The sequence below is a fragment of the Gordonia sp. Swx-4 genome (genome assembly GCF_030316175.1).
In the GTDB taxonomy this organism is placed as follows: domain Bacteria; phylum Actinomycetota; class Actinomycetes; order Mycobacteriales; family Mycobacteriaceae; genus Gordonia; species Gordonia alkanivorans.
Genome location: NZ_CP128197.1, coordinates 4666909 through 4689816, shown reverse-complemented (window position 1 = coordinate 4689816; position 22908 = coordinate 4666909). Strand labels below are relative to the sequence as shown.

General features: G+C 67.7%; 20 protein-coding genes and 1 pseudogene. 16 read left to right on the top strand and 5 right to left on the bottom strand.

What is annotated here, in order from left to right; translation table 11 throughout:
* Positions 1 to 120 precede the first annotated feature (120 nt).
* From PWF70_RS21270 to PWF70_RS21255, 4 genes are all read left to right on the top strand, one after another.
* Entirely contained in the window at positions 121 to 1371 is a 1251-nt protein-coding gene (locus tag PWF70_RS21270; protein ID WP_419773380.1) for a hypothetical protein, read from the top strand.
* The gene (locus PWF70_RS21265) at positions 1368 to 2723 is read left to right on the top strand and encodes a lipase family protein (protein WP_279939620.1); all 1356 of its coding nucleotides are present in this window, start codon (positions 1368 to 1370) and stop codon (positions 2721 to 2723) included. The genes PWF70_RS21270 and PWF70_RS21265 overlap by 4 nt, the downstream gene beginning before the upstream one ends.
* A gap of 196 nt (positions 2724 to 2919) precedes the next feature.
* Complete coding sequence (locus tag PWF70_RS21260; protein ID WP_042375198.1) at positions 2920 to 3432, top strand: alpha/beta hydrolase; 513 nt, start codon at positions 2920 to 2922, stop codon at positions 3430 to 3432.
* Positions 3433 to 3585: 153 nt separating this feature from the next.
* The gene (locus PWF70_RS21255; protein WP_075862676.1) at positions 3586 to 5070 is read left to right on the top strand and encodes a DHA2 family efflux MFS transporter permease subunit; all 1485 of its coding nucleotides are present in this window, start codon (positions 3586 to 3588) and stop codon (positions 5068 to 5070) included.
* 40 nt (positions 5071 to 5110) lie between these two features.
* Here the strand turns inward: PWF70_RS21255 and PWF70_RS21250 are convergent, their stop codons facing one another.
* The gene (locus tag PWF70_RS21250; RefSeq protein WP_286352769.1) at positions 5111 to 5530 is read right to left on the bottom strand and encodes a DoxX family protein; all 420 of its coding nucleotides are present in this window, start codon (positions 5528 to 5530) and stop codon (positions 5111 to 5113) included.
* 285 nt (positions 5531 to 5815) lie between these two features.
* Between PWF70_RS21250 and PWF70_RS21245 the strand changes: the two genes are divergently transcribed.
* The 3 genes from PWF70_RS21245 to lon all read left to right on the top strand — a co-directional run bounded on the left by PWF70_RS21245 (position 5816) and on the right by lon (position 9092).
* On the top strand, positions 5816 to 5959 hold the full coding sequence (locus PWF70_RS21245; protein WP_006359874.1) for a hypothetical protein: 144 nt from the start codon (positions 5816 to 5818) through the stop codon (positions 5957 to 5959).
* A 68-nt stretch (positions 5960 to 6027) separates the two neighbouring features.
* On the top strand, positions 6028 to 6633 hold the full coding sequence (locus PWF70_RS21240) for a VOC family protein (protein WP_075862677.1): 606 nt from the start codon (positions 6028 to 6030) through the stop codon (positions 6631 to 6633).
* Between the two features lie 131 nt (positions 6634 to 6764).
* The gene (gene lon / locus PWF70_RS21235; RefSeq protein ID WP_006359872.1) at positions 6765 to 9092 is read left to right on the top strand and encodes an endopeptidase La; all 2328 of its coding nucleotides are present in this window, start codon (positions 6765 to 6767) and stop codon (positions 9090 to 9092) included.
* Between the two features lie 57 nt (positions 9093 to 9149).
* Here lon and PWF70_RS21230 read toward each other — a convergent pair whose 3' ends face one another.
* The 3 genes and pseudogenes from PWF70_RS21230 to PWF70_RS21220 all read right to left on the bottom strand — a co-directional run bounded on the left by PWF70_RS21230 (position 9150) and on the right by PWF70_RS21220 (position 12432).
* The gene (locus tag PWF70_RS21230; protein WP_006359871.1) at positions 9150 to 9968 is read right to left on the bottom strand and encodes a DUF1353 domain-containing protein; all 819 of its coding nucleotides are present in this window, start codon (positions 9966 to 9968) and stop codon (positions 9150 to 9152) included.
* Positions 9969 to 10085: 117 nt separating this feature from the next.
* A pseudogene (locus tag PWF70_RS21225) lies at positions 10086 to 11350 on the bottom strand (sulfotransferase).
* Positions 11350 to 12432 carry a DUF1214 domain-containing protein gene (locus PWF70_RS21220; RefSeq protein WP_042375205.1) on the bottom strand — a complete coding sequence of 361 codons (1083 nt, stop codon included), beginning with the start codon at positions 12430 to 12432 and terminating at the stop codon, positions 11350 to 11352. Before PWF70_RS21220 ends, PWF70_RS21225 begins: the two are co-directional and overlap by 1 nt.
* 500 nt (positions 12433 to 12932) lie before the next feature.
* Here PWF70_RS21220 and dnaK point away from each other — a divergent pair, with 500 nt between their 5' ends.
* The 8 genes from dnaK to PWF70_RS21180 all read left to right on the top strand — a co-directional run bounded on the left by dnaK (position 12933) and on the right by PWF70_RS21180 (position 20481).
* Positions 12933 to 14780: a molecular chaperone DnaK gene (gene dnaK, locus PWF70_RS21215; RefSeq protein ID WP_040004264.1), complete on the top strand. Its 1848-nt coding sequence runs from the start codon at positions 12933 to 12935 to the stop codon at positions 14778 to 14780.
* Positions 14777 to 15400 (top strand): nucleotide exchange factor GrpE, encoded by a 624-nt coding sequence (gene grpE / locus PWF70_RS21210; RefSeq protein ID WP_006359867.1) that lies wholly within the window; start codon positions 14777 to 14779, stop codon positions 15398 to 15400. The genes dnaK and grpE overlap by 4 nt, the downstream gene beginning before the upstream one ends.
* A 249-nt stretch (positions 15401 to 15649) precedes the next feature.
* A complete protein-coding gene (gene dnaJ / locus PWF70_RS21205; protein ID WP_241548598.1) occupies positions 15650 to 16846 on the top strand; it encodes a molecular chaperone DnaJ in 1197 nt (398 codons plus the stop codon).
* Between the two features lie 3 nt (positions 16847 to 16849).
* A complete protein-coding gene (locus PWF70_RS21200; RefSeq protein ID WP_241548599.1) occupies positions 16850 to 17248 on the top strand; it encodes a heat shock protein transcriptional repressor HspR in 399 nt (132 codons plus the stop codon).
* Positions 17249 to 17340: 92 nt separating this feature from the next.
* Positions 17341 to 17808, top strand: coding sequence for an SRPBCC family protein (locus PWF70_RS21195; protein ID WP_241548600.1), 468 nt, complete (start codon positions 17341 to 17343; stop codon positions 17806 to 17808).
* A gap of 196 nt (positions 17809 to 18004) precedes the next feature.
* Positions 18005 to 18187 (top strand): antibiotic biosynthesis monooxygenase family protein, encoded by a 183-nt coding sequence (locus PWF70_RS21190; protein ID WP_241548601.1) that lies wholly within the window; start codon positions 18005 to 18007, stop codon positions 18185 to 18187.
* Positions 18188 to 18226: 39 nt separating this feature from the next.
* Positions 18227 to 19321 carry a hypothetical protein gene (locus PWF70_RS21185; RefSeq protein WP_241548602.1) on the top strand — a complete coding sequence of 365 codons (1095 nt, stop codon included), beginning with the start codon at positions 18227 to 18229 and terminating at the stop codon, positions 19319 to 19321.
* Positions 19322 to 19404: 83 nt separating this feature from the next.
* Positions 19405 to 20481, top strand: a complete 1077-nt coding sequence (locus PWF70_RS21180) for a hypothetical protein (protein WP_035752998.1) — start codon at positions 19405 to 19407, stop codon at positions 20479 to 20481.
* Positions 20482 to 20497: 16 nt separating this feature from the next.
* On the opposite strand, the gene PWF70_RS21175 is transcribed toward PWF70_RS21180, so the two are convergent.
* On the bottom strand, positions 20498 to 21649 hold the full coding sequence (locus tag PWF70_RS21175) for an FAD-binding oxidoreductase (protein WP_035752894.1): 1152 nt from the start codon (positions 21647 to 21649) through the stop codon (positions 20498 to 20500).
* Positions 21650 to 21780: 131 nt separating this feature from the next.
* Here PWF70_RS21175 and PWF70_RS21170 point away from each other — a divergent pair, with 131 nt between their 5' ends.
* A complete protein-coding gene (locus PWF70_RS21170) occupies positions 21781 to 22908 on the top strand; it encodes an amidohydrolase family protein (protein ID WP_035752995.1) in 1128 nt (375 codons plus the stop codon).

Genomic DNA, 22908 nt, shown 5'->3' with positions numbered 1-22908 from the left:
GGGGGATTCCTCCCGATTTACCGATGTCGAATTGCCGTCTGACTACATCAACGACTAGATTCCCTCCAGTTATACGAATGTGATTCGGCCGTGATGGTCGGGGGCCTGAACGGGAGCGTCGTGAACAGGGTCGTACGGGTGTCGGTCTGCGCGGCGGTGACAGTTGTCGTCGCGCTCGGTTCGCTGGTCGGTGGGGGTGCGGCAACCGCCGACTCCCTCTCGCGGTATCTGAACCTGCCGCTGGTCAATCGTGATGCGTCGCAGGGGCCGGGCGGTGTGCACCCGGCGCTGCCGACGGATCCCAGCACTCTGCAGCGGTTGGTCGACCAGGCCCGCGATCGCGGACTCGACCCGTCGTCGTATGAGGCGTTGCTGTTCCAGTACTGGCTCGTCGAGACCACGACTCGCGCCGGCATCGACCTCGCATCGTGGAACCCGCGCGACGGCGTCGGCGCCAATCATCAGAATCTGCTGAAGTCCTACCGCTACTACGAGGATCTGCAGCTCGCGCATCGCGAGCTGCAGTGGGCCGGGATGGGCGGCCTGGTCGGCGGCGACTTCGGCGGTGGCCTGCTCGACTACAAGGACGCCACCGAGATCTTCGAGTTCAGCCGGCTGCAGCCCGTCGCACACGCGATCGTGGCCCGCGCCAACGAACTCGCGGGACCGCAAGCGGTCAACAGTCTGCCGGACGGACTGCGCGCGCTGGCTCGCGTGGGCGCACAGATCACCGCCGACGATCTGCGCCAGGTCCAGGGCCAGATCCTGGTGATGCAGAAGAACATCTTCTCCGACCTGATGCCGATGCATCGCGCATACGTCGTGGGCGGCCTGCCCGCGCTCCGGGAGATGAACGCCGCGGGCCTCTTCGACGACGAGATCATGCGCGCCTGGGAGGGCATCGCCTCCAAGGAACCCGCCGCGGTCGCGGCGGGCAATGCCCGACTGCTGCAGCGCGAACAGGGCGAGGTCATCGCGAAGCAGTGGGACGCCACCCGCAACTACAAGGGCGACGTCGGTGAGGCGATGACCTACGGCAGCACCGTGGCGGCCGCGCCGTCGGTTGCCGGTGTGGTCCCGCCGCGCGACATCCGTCAGCTGACGGTGCCGGGCCGTGCGCCCGACGGTCGTAAGGTGATCGTGAGTCTGCCACTGCCGGAATGGAACTGGTCGGTCTACGAGGACCGCTGGGTCTACATCTCCACCGAGCTTCTGCCGAAGTACCGCAAGCAGGTCGAGTACAACTGGCCGGCGCTGAGCGCAGCCATGAGGGCTCCGTACTTCGAGCAGATGGAAACGCACCGACCCACCCGTAACCTGCTGCCGCTGATGCAGTCGGTCCTGACCTCGATCAAGGTGACCTACCAGTGATCTCATCCTTCTCGCGCATCTCCCGACGCGCCTCGCTCGTGGCCGTGCTGGTTCTGGTCCTGTCGGGTCTCGGATTGGTCGCACCGGCCACCGCCGCACCCAACCGGACGCCGGGCCTCGACGAGGTGTTGAACGGCTTCGTCGTCGGCGCGCTGCGCGACGGTCGTCTCGCCAGCCCTCAGGAGGTCATCGATCCGCTCGTCTCCGGCGACCCCTTCTACGCCGAGCCGCGTCTGACCGGCCGCGAAAAGCCCGGTGACGTACTGAAAGCCAAGAAGGTCGCCGTCCAGTTCATGGGTGTGCGTCCCGGCAAGCTCGACGCCTACAAGCTGATGTACGTGACCCGCGGGCTGCACGACGAGCCGGAGATCTCCACCGGCCTGCTGATGGTCCCGCGCGACGGACGCTCCGACGCCACCCGGCCGCTGATCGGATACCAGCTGGCCAACGACAGCGTCGGCGCCTACTGCCATCCCTCCACGATGTGGACCGGCGGCGATCCGATGGACGGCGCGTCGTGGTCGGCGCTGGGCCCGCTGGCGCAATTCTTCGGCAAGGGTTACGCGGTCGTGATGAGCGACGTCGGCAACGACGGCGATCCCAAGCCGCACGGCGTCTTCGCCGGCAAGTTCGCGGGTAAGGCGCTTCTCGACGGTCTGCGAGCTGCGCTGCGGCACAAGGACAACGGCCTCTCGGCCGAGTCGCCGCTCGGTGTGTTCGGCATCGCCGGCGGTGGCGTCGGTGCGGCCTTCGCTGCGGAGAAGGCGAAACAATATGCGCCCGAACTGGACATCAAGGGCGTCGTCCTCGAGGGAATGGTCGTCGACCAGAAGAACTTCATCGCGACCGCCGACGGCTCGGTCGGTTCGGCCTTCGTCCTCGCGACGCTGCTCGGTCTCGAACCGCGTTACCCGGCAATGAAGCTCGACGAGAAGTTCACCCCGGCAGGCAAGGCCATCGCCGATGTCTTCCGCACCCAGTGCCAGACCCCGGCCTACTTCACCATGCCGTTCGTGCCGATGAACACGCTGTTCAAGAGTGGGGAGAACCCCGCCGACATCGCCGACTTCCAGCCGGTCTACGAGGACAACAAGCTGGGTCGCAAGTCGCCCACCGCACCGGTGCTGATCGCCTCGTGCGCGAAGGACGACTCACCGATGTCGCTGGTGCCCGCGAAGGACTCCCGGAAGCTCGCCGCCGACTATCGCCGCGGCGGCACCGAGGTCGACTACCAGCCCACCGACTGCAGCATGGTCCGGTTCCTCACCAACCTCTACGGCTGGGGCACCGACCTGTTCGGCATGCAGACCGTGGACTGGCTGGCCGAGAAGCTGGCGGTCCCGGCTCCCTGAGCTGCGAGCGCTACCCCTGCTCCCTGAGGTGCGGACCCACCCCTGCTCCCTGAGCTGCGAGCGCTACCCCTGCTCCCTGAGGTGCGAGGAGCGTTAGCGACGAGCCACGAAGGGCTCGCAACCGGTGAACCCGGCGCGATGATTTCGTGTCCCCGCTTGAGTCGATCTCTCTGAGAGCATCGTTCGAGGAGGTCCGATGAGTCAGACACGGCTGCTGTTCATCCACGGCGCAGGTGGTTTCACCGACGACCGCCGGATCGCCGACGGTCTCGGGGACGCCCTTGGCCTGCCGGTCGACATGCCGGAGTTCTCCAGTGGCGACATGTCCTTGCAGGCCTGGGCGGATCCGCTGCGCACCCGGTTGTCGACGTTGGGCGCCGACGACCTGCTGGTCGCGCACTCGTTCGGCGCGACGATCCTGCTCCATGTGCTGGCCGAGCCGGAGTACGCCGGACCGAGACGCGCCGTCCTCCTGGCGATGCCGAACTGGGGGCCGGACGGATGGGACGTCGACGAGTACGACTTCGACGGACAACCGCCGCGCGGCGTCGCGCTGTCCCTGCACCACTGCGTCGACGACGAGGAGGTCCCGATCGGGCACCTGGACCTCAACGCGGCACTGCTCCCGGACGTGCAGCTGCACCGCCACGAGACCGGCGGTCACCAGTTCGTCGGGCAGGTGGACGCCGTCGCTGCCAACGTGCGATGACTTGCCGCCACCGGTCGACCTCACGTCGACTGCCAGACCTCGATCGAAGTCTGCCCGTCGAGCTGACGTCTGCCCGCGCCGGCGGTGGTTGCGCGTACGCGTTCCGGCCCCGACCCTGGGTAGACAGCGACCCGAGGCGTCGGGAAGGCAAGCATGACCGCGAACCGTCCAGCGGATGCAGTCCCAGGCGGGATACCGGCTGCGTCGACGGGGGGCCGATGGCTGATCGTCGCGGCGGTCCTGGGGTCCGGCGTCGCATTCCTCGACGGCACGGTCGTGAACGTCGCACTGCCGGCCATCGCACGTGACCTCGACACCGGACTCCGGGGACAACAGTGGGTGCTCGACGGCTATCTGCTGACCCTGAGCTCACTCCTGCTGCTGGGCGGCGTCGCCGGCGACCGCTATGGCCGTCGGCTGATCTTCACCGGCGGCCTGGCGATGTTCGCGGTGGCGACGATCGGCTGCGGAATGGCCCCGACCGTCGAATGGCTGGTGGTCGCCCGGCTCGTCCAGGGTGTCGCCGCGGCGGCCGTCGTGCCCGGCAGCCTGGCACTGATCAACGCGGAGATCGCGCCCTCGGATCGTGGTGCGGCGGTGGGGTTGTGGGCCGGGATGTCTGGTGCGACCAGTGCACTGGGGCCGTTCGTCGGCGGCTGGCTCGTCGACGCGGCGTCGTGGCGCTGGGCGTTCTTCCTGAGTGTGCCTCTGGCGTTGGGTGCGCTGGTCATCGCGATCAGACATGTGCCGGAGTCGCGCGATCCGTCTGCGCCGAGGCGGCTCGACGTCGCGGGAGCCGTGACGATGACCCTCGGTCTCGCAGGCGTCATCTACGCGCTGATCGAGGGCCCGTCGCGCGGGTGGTCGACCGGAACGATCGTCGCGGGCCTTGCGGGTGTGGCGGTGCTTCTCGCGTTCGCGGTCATCGAGACGCACGTGCGGTCACCGTTGTTGCCGCTGAGACTGTTCCGCTCGTCGCAGTTCACCGGCGCCAACCTGACGACGCTGCTGGTGTACGCAGCGCTGGGCGGAGCGCTGTTCCTGCTCGCTCTGCAACTGCAGCAGAGTCTGGGCTACTCGGCCTTCGAAGCGGGCGCGGCGATGTTCCCGAGTACGTTCATCATGCTGTTCGGGTCTCCACTCGTGGGAAGGCTCGCCCAGACCACCGGGCCGCGGCTGCCGATGACCGTCGGCCCGCTCATCGCCGCCGGCGGCTTCGCGTTGATGGCGCGCGTGCAACCGGGCACGGACTACCTGGCCCAGGTGCTGCCGGGCGTCCTGCTGTTCGGGCTCGGCATGACGGTGACCGTCGCGCCGCTGACCGCGGCCGCGCTGGGAGCGGTCGACGACGCCCTCGCCGGCACCGCGTCGGGCGTGAACAATGCGGTGGCTCGCGTCGCCGGGCTGCTGGCCGTGGCGGTGTTGCCCGCGGTGGCCGGGATCGACGCCGGGCCCGGCGAGCCGCTCGGCGACGGATTCCGGACAGCGATGTACATCTGCGCGGCCTTCTGTGCCGTTGGCGGGCTCGTCGCCGCGCTGACGATCAGCTCCGGTGCGGGCTTCCGGCCGCAGGTCCGGTCCGGGGTGGACACCGCCTGCCAGGACGCCTGCACCCGTGAACGCGCAGCCAACTCATAGCTCGAAACCGCGGTGACCGCGGCTTCGAGCTACAAGACGGTTAGTCAGAACGCTTCCCGGTTCCAGCCGCGATCGCCCACAGCACCAGTACGGGTTGGAAGAACAGACGCGTCAGGCGCTTCTGGTCGGAGTCGAGACCGAAGGCGTCGATGTGCTCGACGTACTGATGGATGTTGCCGGGGAACACCGCGACGAAGAACGCCGCCACGATCCACGAGACGATCTTGCGGTGCCGCGGCAGGGCGATGAGCGCCGCACCCAGCGCGATCTCCACCCCAACCGACGCCAGCACCACGAAGTCCTTGCTGAAGGGAACCCAGTCGGGGACCTGCGCCTGGAACTCCTCGCGCTGCGCGGTCAGATGACCGATGCCGGCGATCGCCAGGATCGCTCCGAGCGCGATCCGGGCGATCGCGCGCCCCAACGGCTGACGGGCGGTGGTGGGGGACAGGATCGACATGCAGGCTCCTCGGATGGTGACGTGTGCGTTGCGTTCCCGGTGGTTCGTGGCCGTTGCGGTCAAGGACTGGCCGGGAGGGCGATTTGTCTGACTCATCCTTGGGCGGCGACAGTCGAAATTTAGTCGCGGTACCTAGTAAATGTGTGATACATATGTGATCCCGGACACTGTCGTCCGGGATATTTGTCCGCACGGAGGTCAGCCCATGCCCCTCGACTCGATGTCGGTCCGCCGACACCCGTCCATCGTCCACTCGTTCGCCACGACGCGCCTCGGAGAACGGTCATGACGCTGAAGTCGGTGTGGGATGCGCTGAAGGCTTCCGCGGGAGTGGTCATCACGGCGGCGGCGTTCGCCGTCGCGCTGGCGGTACTGGTCGTCGCTCAGGTCGTCGTACTCGCGACCCGCCTCGTCGACCTTCCCGGCTGAGCGGCCCGCCTGCTGATCGGTCAGGAATCGAGAAGCGGAGGCAGTTCGACGCGCCATAGCGTCGAAGCATGACGAACATCAACGCACTCACCCTCGAAGTTCCCGACCTCAGCGCGGCGGAGGTCTTCTACGACAAGGCTTTCGGACTCGGCGACCGACTTCGGTTCCGAGTAGCCGAATCACCCAGCCAAGGCTTCCGCGGCTTCGTGATCTCGCTCGTGGTTGCCGACCCGACGGTCGTCGACTCCTTCCTCGAACCCGTGGTCGACGCCGGCGCCACCGTGCTCAAACCCGCCAGAAGGTCCTTCTGGGGCTACGGCGGCGTGGTCCAGGCGCCCGACGGCACGATCTGGAAGGTCGCCGGCTCGTCGAAGAAGCCGACCGGTGCACCCGCGCGCAGGGCCGACGACCTGGTCCTACTCCTCGGCGTGGACGACGTTGCCGCCACCAAGCAGTTCTACGTCGAGCGTGGATTCACGGTCGGGAAGAGTTACGGCCGCAAGTATGTCGAGTTCGAGAGCGACCCGAACTCGGTGAAGCTCGCGCTGTACGGCCGCAAGGCCGCGGCGAAGGACGCCGGCGTCGACCCTGCGGGGGCCGGGTCGCATCGGCTGGTGATCGGCGGCGACGCCGGGCAGTTCAGCGACCCGGACGGATTCACCTGGGAGTGTTGAGCCCTCGGTGGCATCACCACTGGGCGGCGCTCGCTCGTTGACCTCACCCCGTTCGCCCCTGGCATAAATCAGTCGGGAACAAACTTCCAGCCATCTCAGTTGAGCCGATCAGACTTAACTCTGGAGGTTTCATGTCGCAGACATATTCACTGCCGGTCCTCTTCGTCCCGGACGTCGTCGTCCTGCCCGGCATGGTCGTGCCGATCCCGCTCGACGATGCAGCTCAGGCCACCGTCGACGCCGCCCGGGCGAGTGAGAGCGGAAGACTGCTGGTCGCCCCACGCCTGGACGACCGCTACCCCACGTACGGGGTGATCGCCTCGATCGTGCAGGTCGGGCGCATCCCGGGCGGCGGTCTGGCAGCCGTCGTCAAGGGTGAGAAGCGCGCGCAGATCGGGGCGGGAACCCCCGGCCACGGCGCCGCGCTGTGGGTCGAGGCCACCGAGGTCACCGACCCCGAGGTCACCGATGAGGTGCGGACCCTGGCCGGCGAGTACAAGAAACTCGTGCTGGCCATGCTGCAGCGCCGCGAGGCGTGGCAGCTGATCGACGCCGTCAACAAGATGTCCGACCCGTCGAATCTCGCCGACACCTCGGGCTACGCGTCCTGGCTCACCGACGAGCAGAAGCGCGAACTCCTCGAGACGCCGGACACCGCCGCGCGGCTGCGGCTGTTGATCGAGTGGACCGGCGACCATCTCGCCGAGTCCGAGGTCAGCGAGAAGATCGCCGAAGACGTCCGCGCGGGGATGGACAAGCAGCAGAAGGAGTTCCTGCTCCGTCAGCAGCTCGCCGCCATCCGCAAGGAACTCGGTGAGGACGAGCCCGAGGGGGCGGACGACTACCGGTCGCGCGTCGACGAGGCCGACCTGCCCGAGAAGGTGCGCGAAGCCGCACTGCGCGAGGTGGGCAAGCTCGAGCGCGCCAGCGACCAGTCGCCCGAGACCGGGTGGATTCGCACCTGGCTCGACACCGTCCTCGACCTGCCGTGGAACACGCGCACCGAGGACTCCACGGACATCAAGGGTGCCCGCGAGATCCTCGACGCCGACCACCACGGCCTCGACGACGTGAAGGACCGGATCGTCGAATACCTGGCGGTGCGTGCTCGACGCGCCGAACGCGGCCTGCAGGTCGTCGGCGGACGCGGATCGGGTGCCGTCATGGTGCTCGCCGGCCCGCCCGGCGTCGGCAAGACGTCGCTCGGTGAGAGCGTCGCCCGGGCGTTGGGTCGCAAGTTCGTGCGCGTCGCCCTCGGCGGTGTGCGCGACGAGTCGGAGATCCGCGGTCACCGACGTACCTACGTCGGCGCACTGCCCGGCCGCATCGTGCGTGCCATCGGCGAGGCGGGATCGATGAATCCCGTTGTGCTGCTGGACGAGATCGACAAGGTGGGCTCGGACTACCGGGGCGACCCGGCCGCGGCGCTGCTCGAGGTCCTCGACCCCGCGCAGAACCACACCTTCCGCGACCACTATCTCGATCTCGACCTCGACCTGTCCGACGTCCTGTTCCTCGCGACCGCCAATGTCATCGAGAACATCCCGTCGGCCCTGCTCGACCGCATGGAGCTCGTCACCCTCGACGGTTACACCGAGGACGACAAGGTGGCCATCGCCCGCGACTACCTGCTGCCCAGGCAGGCCGAGCGTGCGGCACTCACCACCGACGAGGTGACCGTGACCGACGCGGCGCTCCGCGAGATCGCGGCGAACTACACCCGGGAACCCGGTGTGCGACAGTTCGAACGGTTACTCGCCAAGGCTTTGCGCAAGGCAGCCACCAACCTCGCTCAGGAGAGTGCCACGGCACCGATCACCATCGACGAGCCCGACCTGCGCGACTACCTCGGCCGGCCCCGGTTCACCCCGGAATCGGCCGAGCGGACCGCAGTGCCCGGTGTCGCAACGGGTCTCGCCGTCACGGGAATGGGTGGCGACGTCCTCTTCATCGAGGTCAACGCCACCGACGGCGAGCCCGGACTCAAGTTGACCGGCCAGCTCGGCGACGTGATGAAGGAGTCGGCGCAGATCGCGCTGTCGTACGTGCGGGCGCACGCCGAACAGCTCGGCGTCGACCCCGAGTCGCTCAACAAGACCGTCCACGTGCACGTTCCGGCCGGAGCGGTGCCCAAGGACGGTCCGAGTGCGGGCGTCACCATGGTCACCGCGCTGGTGTCGATGGCGACGGGTCGACGGGTGCGCGCCGAGGTCGGCATGACCGGAGAGGTCACGCTGAACGGTCGCGTCCTGCCGATCGGCGGGGTCAAGCAGAAATTGCTTGCCGCGCAACGCAACGGGCTGAAGACCGTCTTCATCCCGCAGCGGAACGAGCCCGACCTCGACGACGTGCCGGCCGAGGTCCTCGACGCCCTCGACGTGCGTCCGATGACCGACGTCGCCGAGATCGTCGCGCAGGCTCTGGAACCCGCAGCAGGAGAACAGGTCAACGCGGCCTGAGGCAGATACAGGAGCGGGGCATCGTTCGGAACAAGCCGGACGGTGCCTCGCTTCTCGTCATCGAAGCCCCACCGTGCGGGCGGTCCACTCCAGCACGCGATACACCACCCAGGCGAGACTCGTCACGGCAGCGGCAGGCACCAGCCATAACGCGCCGACGGCCGCGATGAGACTGGCGGCCCACTGCCGTCCCCACAGTGGCGCGGCGACGAAGATCATCAACAGCGCCACCACGAACGACCAGCCCGGCGACGACACCGGCCACGGCCGATCGAACAGAAGCGCGCCCGCAGAGCCGACGGTCGCGGCGATCCCCACCACGCTCAACAACAACCACAACACGATGCTCCAGCGACGGTAACCACCTGCAACCCAACGGGTCCGGAGTGCCACGGCCGACCACATGATCCAGCGCTTCAACCACGGGACCCCAGAGGTTCGCATCATCTCCCGGAAGAACCGGTCGGACAGGGTGTCGCTGCCGAGCGCGCCCGAATTGACGGTGTCGGTGATGAGTTCGTCGTGGATCAACGCAGCGAGGGAGTGCCTTCCGTACGAGTCCTCGAACCAGCGCATGAAACGCGGCACCGATGCCAGGTCTGTCGGATTGTCCTCGCGCGGAACGAACGTCCGGGCTTTGTCGATCGCCGCACGGGCCTCCGGTTCCTCCATGCCACCGCGAACCAGCTTGGTGAGCAGGTCGTTCTCGACGACCTCGTCCGAATATCGAAAGGTGTTGAGGACGACGAATTGTCGCTCGTTGATCTGGACGACACCGACGCTGCCTCTACCGGTCGGGTCGTCGACCTCGAATCCCGAGGCCGGTGCCACGCGCCAGGGCGCCCACCGTGTGACACTCGATGTGGTCTCACCCATCTCGACCTCCCGACATCGGAATATCCGACGGTAGCGCCGCATGAGACAGCTCTACCGGGAACCCGACGGACGGAGACCCAAGTGCAACCCGACGTTGCGGGATCCGCGACCCGGCGATCACCGTGGGGTGGGGCTCGACGTCCATTCGGCGACGGCATCGGTGTAGAACGCCATCCGTTCCCTGAGCGCGTCGGGCTCGATCCCGAACTCCTCGGGGCTGTACCGATGTCTGCCCTTCCCGTGACGCGGTTGTTCCGCGTTGTGCTCGGCGAGCATCGTCACCACGTCTGGAGCATCGAGATCGGCTGCTGCATAAACCCGTTCGATGGTCTCTGCGGGCCGGGACACCAGGTCCTGGTAGTCGATGTCGACGACTGTCGCCGATCCGGCCGCGCGGGAGTCGCGGAACTCGAGCGCACGCCGGAACCACAACTCCGACTGCTCGATCTGGAATCGACCGACGTCATGGCCGTCGACCTCGTCGCTGTAGGTCGAGCGGTAGGTCGCGAACAGGCTCGCGCCCGACGCCACGGTCTCCACGACGTCGCGATGCAGATGGACGATGCAGACGCCGGGATATGTCTGGGCAAGGTCGACCAGCTCGGGCGTGTGCGCCGGCGCCTTGAGCAGCCAGCGTCGGCGAGAGCCGTCGTCGAGTATCTGCAGCATCGTCCGATGCGCGGCGTACTCACCGGCGAAGTCCTCGTCGGCCAGCCACCGGGAGTAACCGTCGAGTCGCATCGTCGAGCTGAATCCCCAGTTGCGCAGGGTCGTCCCATGCCGAGGACACATTCCTCGGGGAGCGCAGGTCCGGAATCGTGGACGGCGGCCATCGCCGGATTCAGTCTGTGTAGCGGGTTGGGCTCGGCTGCCTGGGTTTCGATGAGCCGTTCGCGTTCCTCTTCGGACAGCTTCGCGATCCGCCACGGCGCGTACAGCTCCACCGGCCGTGGCGCACGGAGCCGGGCGTCGCGTGCCATGAGCCGGTACAGGAACGTGGTCCCGGTGCGCCAGCCGCCGATGATCACGATCGGCGGGAGCACCTCGCGTTCGGCCACGTCGGGGTTGTTCCGCAGGGTTTTGTCGAAGATGGACCGCGTCCGCAGTTTTCCGATCGCCGTATCGTGCGCATTACGGATGCCCACAGCGTTCAGACGCCCGTCCTCGGCCGCCGACGCCAAGTACCGCTCCAGGCCGGGCCGCCACCGCGCGGGATCGCCCAACCCCTCGACACCGTGCTCGGCAGTGGCCCGTTCGACGATCGCGTCGGCTTCCTCGATCCCCAGCCGGTACCGCTCGGGGCGTGCAGCGCGATCCGCTTCCGCAGCTGCGTAGATGCTCTCGGCGGCCTCGCTCCGTTTCGGCGGCATCCACGTCACCATCACTCACCTCGCAGTTCGTCGAGCCGCACCACCCGAGCGGATGGCAGGGGAAGGGGCTCGGCCGGCTGGAGGAAGCGCATCACGATGAGCCCGAAGTCGCGTCCCTCCGAATCGATCCAGTCCGAACCGCCCGGGTTCTCTGCGGCGACCACGAACCGATACTGTCCGTCGACGATCGTTGCGGTCGCGCCCGTGTACGACACCGGTCGATACCGGAAGTCCAGGGAGTTCAGAAAGCGGCTGTACGCCAGAATGTTCCAGTACCGGCACTCGACGACGTCCCCTTCGATGAGCCGCGCCTCCCGGGGTCCGAGGTGCCAGCCGCCGCGGACGTAGTGGATCCCGGGTTCGGTGAACACTGCGCCACCGGCCATCTCCGACCAGTGCCGCAGGACGTTTGGCGGATCGAGATCGTCCTTGGTCGACATCTCGAAGATCGTCGGCAGCATCGAGGTCGTGGCCGCCAGTGTGCCCAGCGACGACACGAACCTCCCCGGGTCGATCGCCGGTGGCACCGGCGGTTCGACGATCGGTTCGATACCGCACCACCCCATTTCGTCCCGATGCACGTCGTCGTGGAAGACCCGGACCCAGATGACGCCGGACTTCTCCGGCAACTCCAGCCAGTCGCCGGCCCCCGGTGCGGTACCACCGAGGACGATCTCGAAGCCGCCGTCGTCGTCGAATCCGATGGCGTCGTTGTCGATGCGGGCGGTTGCCTCGGCGCCGAGGCCGCCCGTCCGCTGGTAGACGGTCACCGAGACGTACGACGCATCGCCGCGGTTACCGCGGATGCGGTAGGCGCGGTCACCACGAACCTCGCCGACCCAGTAGCGGAAATCGGGGTTGTCCATCAGGAACTTGTGTCGCCACCCGTTGAACGGCACGAGCTCCGGGCGTTCTCGATCGACCTCGAAGCGCGACAACTGATTCGACAACCCGCGCACCAGGGCGCGGAATCCGTCGGCCTGCTCGGCCGGGTCCAGGTCCGCGGTGTCGGCGGCGACCTTGTCGCCCGCGGAACGGAGTGCGTCGACCAGACCGTTCCACGCGGCGACCTCCGGCCGAGCGTCGTCGGTCACGAGCGCCGGACCCGGGCGTCTCGCCGGGCGCACACCACCCCGAAGGTGGGGTCGCCCACCTCTCCGGGAACCCAAACAGCGACGCGATGCGGACGCCGGTGTGGGGAGTGCGTGGTGCCCTTCGTCCGGGTGGGGCTGGTCTGCGGCATGGGCAGTCCTCGGGAACGGTGGAAGAGGAATCGCTTGTTTCCTGTTGGAGGAAATCTGCCCGGTGCGTACAGGTGTGTCAAGAGTTACGCCGGCTGGGGCCTCTTGAGTGAAATTCGCTCAACTTTTTCCCGCGATCCGGGAACAAAGGCCACCGGGGCCCCGTTACACACTTCGAGAAACCTGAGCGATCCAGACTCAAGTAGGTTTGACTCATCGCCCTGAATTCAGTAGGACATGAGTCGGACGCACTGAAGTTCGGTCCCGCTGGGTTTCGGACATCATCCCCGCGTCATCGAACCGCGGGGCCAAAGGACTTGGGTGCACACCCACAAACTAGGAGGAAGCCAAACATGTCTCGTGCTGTTGGAATCGACCTCGGCACCACCAACTCCGTGGTTTCGGTGCTCGAGGGTGGCGAAGCATCGGTCATCGCCAATGCCGAAGGGTCGCGGACCACGCCGTCCGTCGTCGCCTTCGCGCGTAACGGAGAGGTGCTCGTCGGTCAGCCGGCCAAGAACCAGGCGGTCACCAACGTCGACCGCACCATCCGCTCGGTCAAGCGCCACATGGGTGAAGGCAACTGGACGATCGAGATCGACGACAAGAAGTACACCCCGCAGGAGATCAGCGCGCGCACGCTCATGAAGCTCAAGCGCGACGCCGAGGCCTACCTCGGTGAAGACGTCACCGACGCCGTGATCACCGTCCCCGCATACTTCAACGACGCCCAGCGTCAGGCCACCAAGGAAGCCGGCCAGATCGCCGGCCTCAACGTGCTGCGCATCGTCAACGAACCGACCGCGGCCGCGCTGGCCTACGGACTCGACAAGGGCGAGAAGGAACAGACCATCCTGGTCTTCGACCTCGGTGGCGGTACCTTCGACGTCTCGCTGCTCGAGATCGGCGACGGTGTGGTCGAGGTCCGCGCGACCTCCGGTGACAACCACCTCGGTGGTGACGACTGGGATCAGCGTGTCGTCGACTGGCTCGTCGAGAAGTTCAAGGCGCAGAACGGCATCGATCTGACCAAGGACAAGATGGCTCTGCAGCGTCTGCGTGAGGCTGCCGAGAAGGCCAAGATCGAACTGTCGAGCTCGCAGAGCACCTCGATCAATCTGCCGTACATCACCGTCGACGCCGACAAGAACCCGCTGTTCCTCGACGAGCAGCTGTCGCGCAGCGAGTTCCAGCGGATCACCTCTGATCTGCTCGAGCGCACCCGCGCACCGTTCCAGGCCGTCATCAAAGATGCGGGCATCTCCGTCGGCGACATCGACCATGTCGTGCTCGTCGGTGGTTCGACCCGTATGCCGGCCGTCACCGACCTGGTGAAGGAACTGACCGGTGGCCGCGAGCCCAACAAGGGCGTCAACCCGGACGAGGTCGTCGCCGTCGGCGCTGCCCTGCAGGCCGGCGTCCTGCGCGGCGAGGTCAAGGACGTGCTGCTGCTCGACGTCACCCCGCTGTCCCTCGGCATCGAGACCAAGGGTGGCGTGATGCACAAGCTGATCGAGCGCAACACCACGATCCCGACCAAGCGCTCGGAGACCTACACCACGGCCGAGGACAACCAGCCGTCGGTGCAGATCCAGGTGTACCAGGGTGAGCGTGAGATCGCCTCGCACAACAAGCTGCTCGGCAGCTTCGAGCTGGGCGGCATCGCGCCTGCGCCGCAGGGTGTCCCGCAGATCGAGGTGACCTTCGACATCGACGCCAACGGCATCGTGCACGTCACCGCGAAGGACAAGGGCACCGGCAAGGAGAACTCGATCCGCATCCAGGACGGTTCCGGCCTGAGCAAGGACGAGATCGACCGCATGATCAAGGACGCCGAGGCACACGCCGACGAGGACCGCAAGCGTCGCGAGGAGGCGGAGACCCGCAACCAGGCGGAGTCCCTGGTCCACCAGACCGAGAAGTTCCTCAAGGACAACGAGGACAAGGTCCCGGCCGACGTGAAGGACAAGGTCGAGGCCGCGGTCAACGACGCCAAGGAAGCGCTCAAGGGCACCGACTCGGCTGCGATCAAGACCGCGATCGAGAAGCTCTCGGAGGAGTCGCAGGCTCTCGGCCAGGCGATCTACGCCAACGCCGCTGCGGAGTCCGCCGATGGCGAGGCCGGCGCTGCCGCCGACAGTGATCCCGATGTCGTCGACGCCGAGGTCGTGGACGACGCCGACACCAAGGAGAACAAGTGACCGCAGGATCCCATTCGACGAATGGGTCCGGCGAGGAGCCGGTGACGGTGACCGACCGTCGTCGCATCGACCCGGAAACGGGTGAGGTGCGCGACGAGCCGGCCGCCGGACCCGGCCCGGCCGACGCCGAACCCGTCGTGAACGAGTCCGAGAACGGGCAGCCGGCCGACGACGCGTCGTCGGATGCCCGGCTCGCCGAGCTGACGGCCGACCTGCAGCGGGAACGCGCCCAGTTCGCCAACTTCCGTCGGCGAGCTGCCGAGGAGAAGCAGGGATCGGTTGCCTACGGCAAGCAGATCCTGATCGACAAGCTCCTCCCGGTCCTCGACGACCTCGACCGTGCCCGTGAGCACGGCGATCTCGAGACCGGCCCGCTCCGGGCAGTCGCCGACAAACTGACCGCAGTGCTCAACGCGGAGGGCCTCGAGGCCTTCGGCGCCGCGGGTGAGGAGTTCAACCCCGAACTCCACGAAGCGGTTCAGCACGACGGCACCGGCGACCACCCGGTCATCGGCGCGGTGTACCGCTGCGGTTACCGACTGGGCGAGAAGGTGATCCGCACCGCCATGGTGACGGTCACCGATCCCGAGCCCGCCGGCGACCAGACCGGTGCACAATAAGGCAACAGTCGCCCGTGCATGACGGGCGATCCGACCACCGATCCCTGAGGTGCGAGGAGCGCAAGCGACGAGCCACGAAGGGCGACGAACCCTTCGTGGCTCGCTCCGCTCGCACCTCAGGGAGCGGGTGGGCTCGCTCCGCTCGCACCTCAGGGAGCGGGTGGGCTCGCTCCGCTCGCACCTCAGGGAGCGGGGGAACAACTGAAACATCCATCCAGACAATAGAAGAATTGAAGGAGGTGACGTCTGGTGGCTCCACAACGTGAGTGGTTGGAACACGACTTCTACAAGGACCTGGGCGTTGCTTCTGACGCTTCGGCTGAAGAGATCAAGAAGGCCTATCGCAAGCTCGCACGCGAGCTGCACCCGGATGCCAATCCCGGCGATTCCGCGGCCGAAGAGCGCTTCAAGCGGGTGTCCGAAGCCCATAGCGTCCTGAGCGATCCGGAGAAGCGCAAGGAGTACGACGAAACCCGTGCCATGTTCGCCGGCGGACGATTCCGCGGTGGCGGCAACGGCTTCCCGGGCGGTGGTTTCCCCGGCGGCGGGACGACGTACACGACCGGCGGCGACTTCGACCTCGGCGACCTGTTCGGCGGAGGTCAGGCCGGCGGTGCCGGCGGGTTCGGCGACATCTTCGACGGACTCTTCAACCGTGGCGGCGGATCCCAGCGCACGTCGACGGCCAGCCGTCCCCGTCGCGGCAAGGACCTCGAGACCGAGACCACGCTGTCCTTCAAGGACGCGGCGCTCGGCACGACGGTCCCGCTGCGGGTGACCAGCCCGTCCCCGTGCACCACCTGTCACGGGTCGGGTGCCAAGCCGGGCACCAGTCCGCGAGTGTGCCCGAACTGCAACGGCTCCGGCTTCGTCAGCCGCAACCAGGGCGCCTTCGGGTTCAGCGAACCCTGCCAGGACTGCCAGGGCACCGGCTCGCGGATCGACGATCCGTGCAGCGACTGCTCCGGCAGCGGAGTGAAGAACCGGACGCGCACGATCAACGTGCGGATCCCGGCCGGAGTCGAAGACGGACAGCGGATTCGGCTCGCCGGGCAGGGTGAGGCCGGACGACGCGGAGCGCCGTCGGGCGATCTCTACGTCGTTGTCCACGTCACCCCGCACAAGCAGTTCACGCGCAGCGGCAACGACCTTCGGGTACAGCTGCCGGTGCGGATCTCCGAACTCGTTCTCGGCGCGACGGTCTCGGTACCGACGCTCGAGGGCTCGGTCGGAGTCAAGATCCCGCCGAACACCACCGACGGCCGGACGCTGCGCGTGCGCGGCCGCGGCGTTCCCAAGCGGTCCGGCGGCGCCGGCGACCTGCTCGTCACCGTGAAGGTGGCGGTGCCGGACAAGCTCGACGACGCCGCGATCGAGGCGATGCGCGCCTACGATCAGGCCGAACGGGCAAGCGGTTTCGATCCACGGGCGAACTGGGGGAAGTGAGTCATGGCCGGTCAGAGGAACTTCGACGCCGATGGCGCGACCTTCATGATCTCGGTGGCCGCCGAGCTCGCCGGCATGCACGCCCAGACCCTGCGGACCTATGACCGCCTCGGTCTGGTCACCCCGCAACGAACGAGTGGCGGCGGTCGCCGCTATTCCTCCCGCGACGTCGAACTCCTGCGAGAGATCCAACGTCTCTCGCAGGAGGAGGGCGTCAACCTCGCGGGGATCAAACGGATCATCGACCTGAGCAATCAGGTCGAGGCCCTGCAGCAGCGCGTCCGCGAGCTCTCCGACGAGGTGGCCGCGTCGCGTAACCGCCGCGGTGGCGAGCTCGTCCCGGTCCCCCGGACCAACGCCCTCGTCGTGTGGCAGCCGCGGCGCAAGCGTGCTGTCGATTGAGTGAACCGGCTCGTTCCGCGGAGGACTTGTTCCCCGAGGGGCGAGCCGTCGCATCTCGCGAGAGCGGCCCGCCGTCCGCGTACGTTGGATGCATGGCTTCCGACACCGTCACCTACGTCGACACGGGCCCGCACCGCGTTTCACGGCGCATCGTCGTCGACGCGCCGGCCGCCGACGTCTTCGCCCTGATCGTCAATCCCCATCGCCACCCCGAACTCGACGGTTCGGGAACCGTGCGCGACACGGCGGTCAAAGGACCGGAAAAGCTCACGCCCGGTGCGAGATTCAGTGTCGGGATGAAGCAGTTCGGCGTCCCGTATACCATCACCTCCACCGCGACCGAGGTCGACACCGACCGGGTCGTCGAGTGGAAGCACCCCATGGGTCATCGCTGGCGCTGGGACCTCGTAGCCGCGTCCCCGACGACCACGCAGGTGACCGAGACCTTCGACTACTCGACGCTCAAGTTCCCGAGGATCATGGAACTGATCGGCTACGACAAGAAGAACGGGCAGGGCATCGAGGGGACACTCCGTGCGCTCGCGAACCGGTTCGGCTGATACCACCCGCCATCTTCCCGACAGCATGTCGGTAAGATGGCGGAGGCCCATTCAGACCCGAACCAGGAGTCGACGAAATGTTCGTGATCACCAATCGCATCGACGTCACCGAGAACGTCGAGGCCTTCGAGAAGGCATTCTCGGACTCCATGCGCACCACGCTGAAGGGTGTTCCCGGCCTGCATCGCGCCCCCTGATGCGTCCGGAGGCAGAGGGCCTGCCCTACGTCTCCACGATGGAGTTCGACGCCAAGGAGGACTTCCTGGCGTGGCTGAAGTCGGATTCGTTCCGCGCATCGCACTCCGACGACCAGGCCCCGGGCATGCAGGCTCCGTCGGCCGTCGAGCAGCACACCCTGATCGAGACCTTCAACGCCTGATCAGGCCGTCCAGGGGCGGCCGCGAAAGGAAGCCTCTCCATGGAATTCGAGGACAATACGCCGTCATCCGGCGAGGAGGCGGTGGTCGTCCTCGGAGTCGTGGCCGCTCCCGGGCAACCGATCGGCCTCGCGCGCAAACTCGTCGACGCGGACCTGATCGAGCACGTACAGACCAGTTTCCCCGGCGCCCGATGGCAGATCGAGATCGTCGAGGCATCCCTGGTGCAGCCGCCCGCGACCGACGCCCAGATCGTCGACGCCGCGAGAGGCGTTCTCCTCGAACGTGAATGGGACCTGGCGGTCTGTCTGACCGACCTCCCCCTCCACGTGGGCAGACGCCCCGTCGTCGCGCATGCGAACGCGGTGCACGGCGTCGCGGTCCTGTCGGTGCCCGCCCTTGGTCCGACCGGACTACGACAGCGGGCGCGGACCACGGTCATCGGTCTCGTCGGCCGACTCCTCGGTGCCGACGCCGACGACCTCCGAGACCACGAGAAGTCGCCGTCGAAGTCGCCGCTGCGGCACCGCGTCCGCCAGTTGGGCACCGACGTCGACGACGAGGGCACCGCCTTCACCGCCCGGGTGCTGACCGGCAATCTCCGCCTCCTCTCCGGGATGGTGCGCGCCAACCGGCCGTGGCGCCTCGCCCTCGGGCTGACGCGGGCACTGACCGGCGCCATCGCCGCCGGTGTCTTCGCGCTGGTCACCGCCGACATCTGGCTGCTGGCCGACACCTTCGGCTGGGTCCGCCTCACCGGCGTCGCCGTCGGCTCGATCGTGGCCATCACCGCCACCCTGATCATCGGCGCCAACCTCTGGGAACGGGGATCGTCGCGGCAGTCGCGCGAACAGATCGTCCTGTTCAACACCGTCACCGTCATCACCGTCGCGCTGGGGGTCGCGGCGTTCTATGCCGCGCTCTTCGTCCTCGCGACCGTCGGCGCCTTGTGCCTCGTGGTCCCGCAGGTCTTCGGCGACGCCCTCGGCCACGACCCCGGGATCACCGACTACCTGGAGGTCGCGTGGCTGACGTGCTCGCTTGCCACCGTCGGCGGGGCGCTCGGCGCCGGGTTGGAGACCGACGAGGCGGTGCGCGACGCCGCCTACACCCAGCATCCCGCCGAGCCGGTCTGACGGGGTACCACCGACGGTCCGGCTGCCACGGATTCGATCCCAGCCGATAGGCTTCATGGGCAAACGTCGATGTGGAGGTGACGATGACCCAAGATCCGGCGAGCGGGGGACTGCCCGGATCCGTGGTTCTCGGGATATCCGTCGTGGACGATCAGATCGCGTCCGTGGTGCGCGACGCCGATGGCCACATCCTGGCCAGCAACCTCGTCGACCTGCCAGATCCGTCGGCTCCCGCGGTCCAGGCCGCGATCGTCGAGCTGGTCGATTCGGTGCCGGTGGTGGTCGATCTGATCGGTGTCTCCGTGTCCCGCGAGGACGTCCGCAAGCACCTCGCGCAGTTCTTCGGGTCGGGTGGCGCCACCGAGTCCTGGTACGACCGTGTCGTCGTCACCGGTTACGCCTCGGCACTCGCCGAGATCGCGTGCACCCACGCCACCCGTGGCGGCGTCGTCGCCGTCGTGGACCTCGATCGTGATGCCGCTCCGGCCTCCGGTACGACGGTGGCCACGGTCGACACGACCTCGGGGGCGGTCCTCGGAACCGCCGATTTCACCACTCACCGGCTCGCGCCCGTCACCGATCCGGACGGGGCGTCGGCGCTGGCGGCCGCGGTCGCCAAGCTGCCGCGCGGTCGCGACCTCACCTCGATCATCGTGGTCGGGCCCGGTGCGGAGCTGCCGGGCATAGCCCCCGCCTTCGAGTACGCCGCGCAGCGACCCGTCACCGTCGCGGACAACCCGCCGCTCGCGTCCGCGATCGGAGCGGCCGACGCCGCCCTGGTGGCCCTCTCCGCCCCGTCACCGGCCCCGCGGGTGTCGACCGGACGACGCTGGTGGTTCGTCGGCGCCGCGATCGGCGCCGCGGTGTTCCTCGGCGCGGTAGCGCTCACCCTGCTCCTGGCCGCCGAGGGCGAGACCCCCGAACCGACTCAGGTGACGGTCACCGAGACACCAGCGGCCGTCACGATCACCGCCGACGCGAAGACGGTCACCCAGACCGAGACCGAGACCGGACGGGCCCGCACGACCACGATCACCAGCACGCCGCGCCCGGTCACCCGCACGACCACGGTGACCGAGGAGATCCCGGGACCGTTCACGATCACCGAGACCGAGACGACCACGGTCGAGGTCCCCGCAGCCGGGTCGCCGGCGCCCTGACGCCCTGACCGGCGCGTCAGTACACGGGGTCGTGCTGGATGCGGCTCGCGCGGACCCCGGCGATGATGAGTTTGCGTCTGGTCGCCTCGATCATCTGAGCCGATCCGGCGATGAGCACCTGGTGGTCCGCCCAGTTCCCGGCGTCGGCGACGACGTCGGCGAGTGTGCCGATCTTGTGGTCGATCCCCAGTTCGGCCGGCGTCGCCACCGCGGTGATCCACCACGGGTCGCGCTCCTCCTCCGACACCGCGGTCACCTGCAACCAGGGATTGGTGGAGGCGATCCGCCGCAGGACACTCAGGTCGTAGAGCTCGCCGGGGTAGCGCATCCCGTAGAAGATGTGCGTCGGGGGCGAATCTGCGCGCTTGGACATCTCGATGAGCAGTGCGCGCAGCGGGGCGAGGCCGGTGCCGCCGGCCACCATCAGGACGGGCCGATCCCGGTCGACGTGCAGCGTGCCATGGCTCTGCGACAGGGTCCAGACGTCGCCGACGCTGGTCTCGCTGACGATGGCCGAGCTGACCGTCCCACCCTGAATCGCCCGGACGTGGAACTCCAGCTCGCCGGCCGGGTTCGGCGGGATCGACGGCGAGAAGTTGCGCCACTGCTTGGGCCATTGCGGGACGTGCACCTCGAGGTACTGGCCGACGTGGAACGTCAGCGGCGCATGCGAGATGAGACGCACGACGGCGAGGTCGCGGCTGATGCGGTACTTCTCCACGACTTCCGCCGTCCAGCGGGCGGGATGGGTGGCGGTCTCGGCGGCCCCGCGCATCACGCCGGTGACGAGCATCATCGCCTGCGAGACGGTCTGCTGTGCCTCCTCGTCCCAGTACCCCTCCATCAGACTGGCGAACTCGCCCATGAGGGCCGCATACATCACGTGATAGTGCTCGGGTTCGACCCCGAACTTGCGATGGTCGCGGCCGAGCTGGGCGAGGAACTCGACGAGGTCGGCGTGGCCGGACTCCGCGGGAATGGCCTCGAGAACGTGGTCGATCACGCGATGGAAGGCGATCTGCTGTGCGGCCATCGAGACGCCGAACAGATCCCGGAGGTCAGGATCGATCGCGAACATCCGGGTGTAGACGTTGGTCACGAACCGGTCGGGCTGTCGGTTCACCGCTGTTCGCAGCTGATGCAACGTGTGGCGTGAGTGGCTCGCCATTCTCTGTGGACAACCTCCGTCGGCGTTCGTCCCCCGCCTGTTCCGAGAGCTCAACCCTAGCGCCCGACGGTACAGAATTCAGGATCCGTCATCGTATGTCGGACTGTGATCCGGTGTGGCAAGGTACCAGCATGACGTCCCTCGACGGTGTCCTCCCGGCCATCGTCGACGCGCATGTGCAGCACTGGGATCCGCGGCGCACCCCATGGGCGGTGACACGCTCGTCGCGCCTATACGGGCTCGTCCCCCGATTGGGGGACCGGGCATTCCCGTTCATCGCCTCGCGCGCCGACCGGGAGTTCGTGCTGACACCGCGAACGGTCGCGCGCCCGTACGAGCCACGGCAGTACGCCACCGACGCGGCTCTCGTCTCGACGGTCGTCGGGGTGCCCATCGACACCGTGGTGCACGTCGAGTCGCACTGGCGCAAGGCCCTACCCGCAGGGGAGCAGGCGTCGGCACACAGCACTGCCGTGGAGGAGACGCGCTACCTGGAGCGACTTCCGTTCGGCCACTCCGGGGCCCCGCGTCTGGGGGCGATCGTGGCCCACGGTGACCCGCGCGACCATGACTTCGCCGAGACGCTGAATCAGCAGTTCGCGGTCTCGCCGCGCGTTCGAGGCGTCCGCCTGGTGGCGACGCGCCATCCCGATCCGCGTGTCCGCGACGGCGGCGACGCCGACAACATCCTGGCGTCGCCTGCGTTCCTCGACGGTTTCGCCGAACTGGCTGGGCGCAAGCTCGTCTTCGAGGCGGCGGTCTACTCCCACCAGCTCTACGACGTCGTCGTGCTGGCGCGGGAGTATCCCGAAACGACCATCGTGCTGAATCACTTCGGGATGCCGGCCGGGGTGTTCGGTCCGATCGGGACGCGCACCGGTGCGACGGCCGCGGCGCGCGCGGACATCTGGCGGTTGTGGCGGGAACGGATGACCACCCTGGCGTCGTATCGCAATGTGGTGGTGAAGCTTTCCGGGCTGGCCATGCCGGTTCTCGGTTACGGCCGCGAACGGTGGGGCAACATCGGGGGGCAGGCGACGCTGTGCGAGATGATCGGCCCGTTCGTCGAACACGTCGTCACCCACTTCGGTTCGGACCGCATCATGTTCGGCTCGAATTACCCGATCGACCGCCCCAACGCGGCGATCGACGTCCTCGTCGGTGCCCTCGTCGATTGTGTGTCCCAGTGGGGAGACGAGGCGTTGCGACGTATCTTCCGCGACAACGCGGTTCGCGTCTACCGACTCGACAAGACCTGA